General features: G+C 45.2%; 7 protein-coding genes. All 7 read left to right on the top strand.

Annotation, left to right across the window (positions count from 1 at the left end; translation table 11 throughout):
• Nucleotides 1-241: hypothetical protein (locus GPL15_RS17810; RefSeq protein ID WP_215700044.1), on the top strand; the 241-nt coding region annotated here is incomplete at its 5' end.
• A gap of 380 nt (nt 242-621) precedes the next feature.
• A complete protein-coding gene (locus GPL15_RS17815) occupies nt 622-2,034 on the top strand; it encodes an MBOAT family protein (protein ID WP_215700045.1) in 1,413 nt (470 codons plus the stop codon).
• Between the two features lie 13 nt (nt 2,035-2,047).
• The gene (locus GPL15_RS17820; protein ID WP_215700046.1) at nt 2,048-3,145 is read left to right on the top strand and encodes a hypothetical protein; all 1,098 of its coding nucleotides are present in this window, start codon (nt 2,048-2,050) and stop codon (nt 3,143-3,145) included.
• A 158-nt stretch (nt 3,146-3,303) separates the two neighbouring features.
• Nucleotides 3,304-4,404 carry a UDP-galactopyranose mutase gene (glf, locus tag GPL15_RS17825; RefSeq protein ID WP_215700047.1) on the top strand — a complete coding sequence of 367 codons (1,101 nt, stop codon included), beginning with the start codon at nt 3,304-3,306 and terminating at the stop codon, nt 4,402-4,404.
• Nucleotides 4,405-4,485: 81 nt separating this feature from the next.
• Nucleotides 4,486-5,445 (top strand): glycosyltransferase family 2 protein, encoded by a 960-nt coding sequence (locus tag GPL15_RS17830; protein WP_215700048.1) that lies wholly within the window; start codon nt 4,486-4,488, stop codon nt 5,443-5,445.
• A 23-nt stretch (nt 5,446-5,468) separates the two neighbouring features.
• Nucleotides 5,469-6,443, top strand: a complete 975-nt coding sequence (locus GPL15_RS17835; RefSeq protein ID WP_215700049.1) for a glycosyltransferase — start codon at nt 5,469-5,471, stop codon at nt 6,441-6,443.
• Between the two features lie 174 nt (nt 6,444-6,617).
• A complete protein-coding gene (locus tag GPL15_RS17840) occupies nt 6,618-8,063 on the top strand; it encodes a lipopolysaccharide biosynthesis protein (protein WP_215700050.1) in 1,446 nt (481 codons plus the stop codon).
• The last annotated feature ends 757 nt before the right edge of the window (nt 8,064-8,820 follow it).

The raw sequence follows: 8,820 nt of genomic DNA on the forward strand, positions 1-8,820 counted from the left end.
AAAAAAGAAGATAAGCTGCCATGGAGAGTATACCATGACAGCTATTATTTTGCACTACGGTTTGTTTTGTATCGCTTACACGTTTTACGTTAAATTTTCTTATAATTTACAGAATTGTTTTTTTATTACCAGAGCCAGAGAAAACCAGCAGGAAAGCGGGGAGGGCGGACGGCGTGAAAGAAGACCGGAGAGCAGAACAGGGGGAAACAAACGGTACAGGGGTCGTGTGGAAACCGTTTAGTGGAACTTAGGTTTTCAGCAGGAAAGAAGGCGGGCAGAAACTGAAAACCGAATCAGTTTCTGAGATGCCCCTGAACGGTGAAGTCATGAGGAGTTCACCGTGAATGGGCATCGGACCGCCTTCTTTTCTGCTGAAAGCCTTAGTTCCACTTAACGGTTGGAATCAGATCCCTGTAGCGTTTGTTTCCCCCCGTTCTGCTCTCCGGTCTTCTTTCCCGCCGTCCGCCCTCCCCGCTTTCCTGCGTAACTTTCACTATTAAAATCCCAATTTTAAGCCCCCCGCGTAAATAAGCCGTCAAAAATCTCCTTTATTTGAAGACAACTCCTTTAAAATGTAGTATTATAGTAAAGACAAAAAACAAAGGATAAAGGAAAACGAATATGCTGTTTAGTTCATTGGTGTTTATCTGGTATTTTTTACCGATTGTATTTCTGGCCTATATCTGTATTCCCAATTTAAAAATTAAAAATGGAATCCTTTTGATTTCCAGCATCCTTTTCTATGCCTGGGGAGAGCCGAAATATGTGGTTTTGATGGTGATATCCATAGGGATTAATTATATCTTCGGACGGCTGATTGATCAATTCCAGGAAAAAGGGCTGCGGCAGGCCATGGTTACGGTCTGTCTCATCGTGAATCTGGGTATTTTGGGATATTATAAATATTTTAATTTCTTTGCGGATCTGGTTAATATGGCCGCCGGGCGGGAGGCTGTGGGGGCCAGGGACATTGTGCTTCCCATCGGCATTTCTTTTTACACCTTCCAGGCGCTGTCCTATGTGGTGGATGTTTACAGACGGAAAATTAAGGTCCAGAAAAATTTCTGGAATCTGGCTTTATATATCAGCTTTTTCCCTCAGCTGATCGCGGGGCCTATTGTGAAATATCACGAGATTGACACGCAGCTGACCCAGCGGACCATATCAGCGGACCGGATGGCCTACGGAATTAAGCGGTTCTGTTATGGACTTGGAAAAAAAGTGATTCTTGCCAATACATTTGCGGCTGTGGTGGACAATGTGCTGACTTCTCCCAATCAGGAACTGGCCAGTACCGGGCTGGCCTGGTTTACCATATTGCTTTATACCATGCAGATTTATTATGATTTTTCCGGTTATTCAGATATGGCCATCGGGCTTGGAAAGATATTTGGATTTGATTTTATGGAGAACTTCAATTACCCCTATTTATCCCAGTCGGTCAGGGAATTCTGGAGGCGGTGGCATATATCTCTGTCCACATGGTTCAGGGAATATTTGTATATTCCCCTGGGCGGGAACCGTAAAGGAAATGTGAGGACTTATGTTAACTTGTTCATCGTATTCCTTGTAACCGGGCTGTGGCATGGCGCGGGGATTAATTTTGTTCTGTGGGGCGCTTATTACGGCGTATTTATTGTGATGGAGCGGTTATTTCTGGGAGAAATGCTGGAAAAGAACCGGTTTAAGGCGCTGAATCATATTTACACCATGTTCATAGTAATTGTTGGATGGATGCTGTTTCGGATCGAAAGCCTGGGGCAGATCAAGGAAATGGTGAAGGTGATGTTTTTTGGCCGTGGAGGCTGCTATACCATACCCATGTTTGCGGACAAGAGGGTGATCTTCTGGTTTGTGGCAGGGGTTCTGTTTTGCGGGCCGGTACAGGCTGTGTTTAAGGGATTAAAGGTTCATTTATATGATGAAGAGCATATCTGCTGGTGGGATATTGTGGTGATGGCGGCGCTGCTGGGATTCTGTACCATGCTGCTGGTGAACAATACTTATAATCCGTTTATTTATTTCAGATTTTAAGGAGGAGGGCGAAATGAAGAAAAAGTGGATGATTGTATGTTTTTTTGCCATTTTGCTGCTGCCGAATCTGCTGGGGCTGGCATTTGGTTACCAGGCTGAATCTGAAAATACGGAGAAAAGGGAATTGGCTGGGATGCCGGTTCTTTCCTGGGAAAATCTGAGCGGATTTCCGGGGCAGGTGGAAGCTTATATTAATGACCATGCGCCGTTTCGGAGCCATTTTATAGATGCTTATGCTGCATTTAATATGGAGGCATTTCACAGTATTGATAATAAAGAAGTGATCGTTGGCAAGGACAAGTGGCTGTTTTATACAGGGAATGAGAGCATGATCGATACTCTTGGCGTATGCCCGTTTACAGAAGACCAGCATAAGATGATTTTGGACCGTTTGCTGGCTGTGCGGGATAAGTATGTGGAGGATAAAGAGGATTTCATTTTTTACATAGCGCCTAATAAGGAAATTGTGTACAGGCAGTTTGTGCCGGAGTATTATGATCCTCTGTCGGATACGTCCAAGGCAAAGGAATTGGTAAAATATATCCGTGAAAATTCAGATATTAAGGTTGTATATCCGCTGGAAGAGCTGGTGGAGGCCAGCAGGGAGCAGTTGGTCTATTATAAAACGGACACGCATTGGAATAACCTGGGGGGATTTATCGGGGTTCAGGAGCTGATTGAAGCGGCAGGCGGTGAGACGGTTGATTATCGCGACATGAATATTCGTTCAGAAGAAGGCAGCAGGGGAGACTTAGGGGACTTAGGACATACGCCGATGCGGTATTTGGAGGAAACGGAGGTCACGTTAGAAGGATACCACGATGAAGTGGAGGTTGAGATGCTGGAGAACAATGACGATGGAAGCGGAGTGATAAGGGCCAGGTCCGGGGGAGCGCCGGATGAGAGACGGCTGACCATGGTGCGTGATTCATTTGCAATTGCCATGGCTCCGGTTCTAATGCGATATTTCTCAGAAACCATGTTTGTGGAGTGGCAGAAACTGCCGGAGGTGGATATGGGGAAAGAGAAGGGCGGTTTGTTTGTGTATGAGATCGTGGAGCGGAATTTGGGCAGGATGTCTATGGATTTGGATGAGCTTTTGAAGGAGTGATGGGGTTTTAAAGTAAAGGGGGAAGGCATTTTCGAAAATGGCTTGAGGGTTTAAAGTAAAAGGTGAAGGCATTTTCGAAAATGCCTTCACCTTTTACTTTAAACATAGTATAATAATCTCATTATTTAAATATAGAATTCCAAAGGAGTGCATCACTCATGAAAAAATATGATTATGTCCTGATCGGCGCCGGCCTGTTTTCAGGAGTTTTTGCTTATGAAGCCGCAAAAAAGGGGAAAAAATGTCTCGTAGTTGAAAAACGCAGCCACATAGGCGGCAATGTCTACTGTCCGGAAGTGGAAGGAATTCACGTCCATCAATATGGCGCCCATATTTTCCATACCAGTAATAAAAAAATATGGAATTATGTCAATGAACTGGCTGATTTTAACCGTTTTACCAACAGCCCGGTGGCTAATTATAAGGGTGAAATATATAACATGCCTTTTAATATGAACACATTTAACAAGATGTGGGGTGTGATTACTCCTCAGGAAGCCAGAGAAAAAATAGAGGAACAAAGAAAAGCTGTAACCGGCGAGCCGAAGAACTTGGAAGAGCAGGCCATCAGCCTTGTTGGAACGGATATTTATGAGAAATTGGTGAAAGGTTATACAGAAAAACAGTGGGGACGTGACTGCCGTGAACTTCCCAGCTTTATCATCAGGAGACTTCCGGTGCGTTTTACCTATGATAATAATTATTTTAACGATTTGTATCAGGGAATCCCGGTTGGCGGGTATAATGTGATTGTGGACAAACTGTTTGCCGACTGTGATATTGAATGCGGGGCGGACTATCTGGAGAAAAAAGAATATTATGATTCTCTTGGTGAAACGGTTGTTTATACAGGCACCGTGGATGCATACTTTGATTACTGCTATGGAAAACTGGAATACAGAAGTTTGAAATTTGAGACAGAAGTGATTGATACGGACAATTATCAGGGAAATGCGGTGGTTAATTATACGGACCGTGAGACACCATATACCAGGATTATTGAGCATAAGCATTTTGAGTTTGGAACACAGCCCAAAACTGTGATAACGAAAGAGTATCCGGCGGCATGGAGCGAAGGAATGGAACCGTATTATCCGGTAAATGATGAAAAAAACCAGGCTTTGTACCAAAAATATGCGGAGCTGGCGGATAAGGAAGACCATGTGATCTTCGGCGGAAGGCTTGGGGAATATAAGTATTATGATATGGATAAGGTGATTGAATCAGCTTTGGAAGCAGCTCACAAGTATCAGAAATAGGGGCAATGAATAAAAATACAGTTAAAAAACGCTGCATCCGGCCTTTTCAGGCTGTAACGGCAGACGAAATAAGAGGAAGTTATGAAAGTATTGATGGCAACTTATCAGGGTGAGCGTTATCTAGGCAGGCAGTTGGACTCCATTTTGGGACAAACAGTAAAACCGGGCGGCATTTTGATATCGGATGATTTGTCTACGGATGGAACCGTGGAGATTATCAGGGATTATCAGATGCGTTATCCGGGACAAATCCAGATCATGGACAATGAGCAGGCATCCGGCGGCGCCGCGGCCAACTTTCTGCGGATGCTTTCCCGTGAAGCAGAAAATGAATCCTGCCGGGAGAAATATTTCCTTTTAAGTGACCAGGATGATGTGTGGATGCCGGATAAGGTGGAAAAACTTCTGGAAAAGATGGAAGAAATGGAATTGTGCTTTGGTGCGGATACGCCAATTCTCGTTCATTCCGATATGAAAGTGGCGGGGGCGGATCTTTCTGAGATTCATCCCAGCTTTTTTGCATATCAGCATATCAGTCCTGAAAGAACCGCCTTAAACCAGCTTTTGGTTCAGAATCCTGTGACTGGAGGCGCTGCCATGTTTAACCGGGCAATGCTTCCGTATCTGAAAAGGATACCGGAAACCTGTTTTATGCACGACTGGTGGCTGGCGCTTTTGGCCTGCTGTTTTGGGCAGATCGGGTATGTGAAGGAGCCGCTGTCATTTTACAGGCAGCACCAAGGAAATACGCTGGGAGCCAGGGACAGAAAGGATATCAGCCAGTATTCAGAGCGTTTTACCCAGGAGAAGGACCGGCAGGTAAAAGAGAATTACAGAAAGATGTTCGGGCAGGCGGCCTGCCTTTTGGAAATGTTTCCGGACCAGCTTAATGGAGAACAGAAAGAGGTTTTGCGGGCCTTTTTGAGAATACCATGTGGAAATGTGTTTACCAGGTCATTTCTCATAAAGAAATATCATTTTTATAAAAATACATTGGCCGGAACCATTGCGCAGTGTTTTACAATGGGGATCGGGCGATAGAAAGTTACCAGAAGGAGTTTGAAATGGAACAGCAGCCATTGGTCAGCATTAACTGCATTACTTATAACCATGAAGAGTATATAAGGAAGACATTGGAATCATTTTTGATGCAGAAGGTGGATTTTCCCTATGAAATATTGGTTCATGATGATGCTTCTACGGATAATACAGCGGAGATTATCAGGGAATTTGCGGATAAATATCCGGATATTATAAAGCCTATGTATCAGACGGAAAACCAGTATTCCAAGGGCATTTCCAATATAAGCGGGGCATTTAATTTCCCCAGGGCCAGGGGCAAATATATCTGCATGTGCGAGGGCGACGATTACTGGACAGATCCGCTGAAAATGCAGATGCAGGTGGATTACATGAAGAGCCATCCGGACTGCACCCTGTGTTTTCACAGTGCGAAAACCGAGGTGGTGGACGGTTCGATGACCGAGGGACGGGTGCGGCCTTATACGGAAGACAGGATCGTTATGCCGGAAGAAATTATTGATAAGACATCCGGTTACGCCACGGCTTCCCTGATGTTTCCTGCAAAATATATAAAGGAACTGCCGCGCTATTATACCGACTGCCAGGTGGGGGATATTCCGCTGCAGCTTATGATGGCGGAACATGGATATGGCTATTATATGGACCGGGATATGTGCGTTTACCGGGTGGGTGTGAGCCAATCCTGGACGACGGCAGGGAAAAAAGGGAATTACAGGGAAAAACAGCGGAAATATTATGAGAATATGAAATGGATGTATGAGGAATTTGACCGTGTGACCGGCGGGCGGTTCCATAAAGAGGCGGTGTCGGCGGCGGAGAGGATATACTTTTTGACTATGGTGAATACGAGACAGTATGATCAGGTGCTGCGGCCGGAGTTTAAACGGTATTATAAAGAGCTGTCGGACCGGACCAGGTTTTTTATTCAGATGGAAGTTAAGGCTCCGTGGCTGTACCGGTTGCTGCAGAAGGCGGCTTATGCGGTGCGGAAGTGAAAGTAAAGCGTGAAGGGATTTTTGAAAATGCCTTGAGGGTTTAAAGTAAAGCGCGAAGGGATTTTCGAAAAAGCCTTGAGGGTTTAAAGTAAAGCGTGAAGGGATTTTCGAAAATGCCTTCACGCCTTACTTTAAATGAAATACGTTGACATCAAAAGTGGAAGGAACGATACAATGGCAGCAAGTGAAACAAAAACAAAAGTGTTGAACGGCCTCTTCTGGAAGATCATGGAAAATGGAGGTTCCCAGGGAATCCAATTCCTGGTTTCCGTCATTCTGGCCCGTATGCTGTCCCCGGAAGAATATGGAATTGTGGCAATTATTACAATCTTTATCACGATCGCCAATGTCCTGGTACAGAATGGATTCAGTACAGCACTGATCCAAAAGCAGAATGTAGATGATGCTGATTTTTCATCGGTCTTTTTTTTCAACCTCATGACCTCGGGGCTCATTTACATCTGCCTGTTTATAGGCGCTCCGTGGATTGCCGCATTTTATCATAATGAAGAAATGACAGCGGTGATCCGTGTGTTGTCGATTATCTTGTTCCCAGGTGGTGTTACATCCATACAAAATGCTTATATCTCCAGAAAGCTGGAGTTTAAAGGCCTGTTTCTGGCTACTTTAGGGGCGGCTGTTATTTCAGGCGGAGTCAGCATTGGAATGGCATTTTTCGGTATGGGAGTTTGGGCTCTGGCATGGCAGCAGATCATGTATTATTTTTCTTTAATGGTTATACTGTTTATTACCATTAGCTGGAGACCAAAGTTTATTTTCGTATTTGAACGGATCAAAGGAATGTTTGCATTTGGATGGAAGCTGCTGTGCGCTTCTCTGATTGACACTATATTTAATAACATCCATGGGCTCATCATGGGGAAAATCTATAATGAAGGCGTGCTGGGGAATTATAACAGAGGGGATCAATTCCCCAAACTTATTGTTAATAATCTGAGTGCTGCCATTCAGTCGGTTATGCTTCCGGTTCTGGCGGCCAGCCAAAATGATCTGGCCCGGGTTAAAAGTATGCTTAGAAGATCCATAGTGACCAGCTCTTTCCTTGTGCTGCCTATGATGGCAGGCATGATTGCTGTGGCGGATTCCCTGGTATTGGCGCTGCTCGGGGAAAAATGGATGGCATGTGTGCCATATTTAAGAATTATGTGCATAGCTTATTCCTTTTGGCCTATCCATATCGCAAACCTTCAGGCGCTGAACGCGGTGGGAAGAAGTGATATTTTTCTCAAGCTGGAGGTGATAAAAAAGGCTGTGGGCCTGGTCGTTCTTCTAATTGGGATTCAGTACGGCGCCATTACATTGGTGGCGCTGAAAGCGGTGGCGGACTTTATCTGTACATTTATTAATGCATGGCCGAACAAAAAACTGCTGAATTACAGCATTGGGGAACAGTGGATCGATATTCTGCCTTCTGTGGTGGTGTCATGTTTGATGTGCGTTATGGTGTACGGAATCCAGTTTATCGTTCCGGGAGTTTGGCTGTGCCTCATTGTACAGATGGTGGCAGGCGTGCTCATCTATGCGGGACTGGCATGGGCATTCAGGCTGGAAAGTTTTGAATATCTGAAGAGGATTGTGTTGGAGAGAATTGGGATTTAGTGGAGAAAGATACGCAGAAAAGCGGGACGAGGGGACGGAGGCCGGACCGGGGCTTGGAACCTGCGGGGTGGGCCGGGCTCTGACGGTGTGGGAAGTCGGCTTCCAACCGTAAGTGGAACTAAAGCCCGCAGACATGAAAAAAGACGGTCCGATGCCCATTCACGATGAACCCTTTATGGTGGTTCACCGTTCAGTGGGCATCTCAGAAACTGATTCGGTTTTCAGTTTCTGCCCGTCTTTTTTGATGCCTGCAGACTAAGTTCCACTAACGGTTTCCAGACGACTTCCCACACCGTCAGAGCCCGGCCCACCCCGCAGGTTTCAAGCCCCGGTCCGGCCTCCGTCCCCTCGTCCCACTTTTCTGCTGGTTTTCTCTGGAACAAGGAATTAAAAGCAAATTTTTTACATAAAGGGTGAAGGTATTTTCGAAAATGGTTTCACCCTTTAGTGTAAAGTCCCATATCATTTAACATCAACCCTGAAGGCATTTTCGAAAATGCCTTGGCGCTTTACTGTTAATCCCCACGTCAGTTAAATCTACTTCTCTTCCCCAAATCTTTATTATCGTAGTGGAGCCAGTACGCAGCCAAGAAGAAGGGGAATCGGGAGCGGAGGGCCTGGGAGCAAAGGGATTCGGGGTCGTATAGAGCCCCTTAGAGATACTTGGTCTTCAAGAACGAAAAAAGACAGGCAGAAACTGAAAACCGAATCAGTTTCTGAGGCGCCCCTTGAGAGGTAAAGTTCATAAAAAGTTTAC

The organism is Clostridium sp. MCC353 (assembly GCF_018785315.1).
Classification (GTDB): Bacteria; Bacillota; Clostridia; order Lachnospirales; family Lachnospiraceae; genus CHH4-2.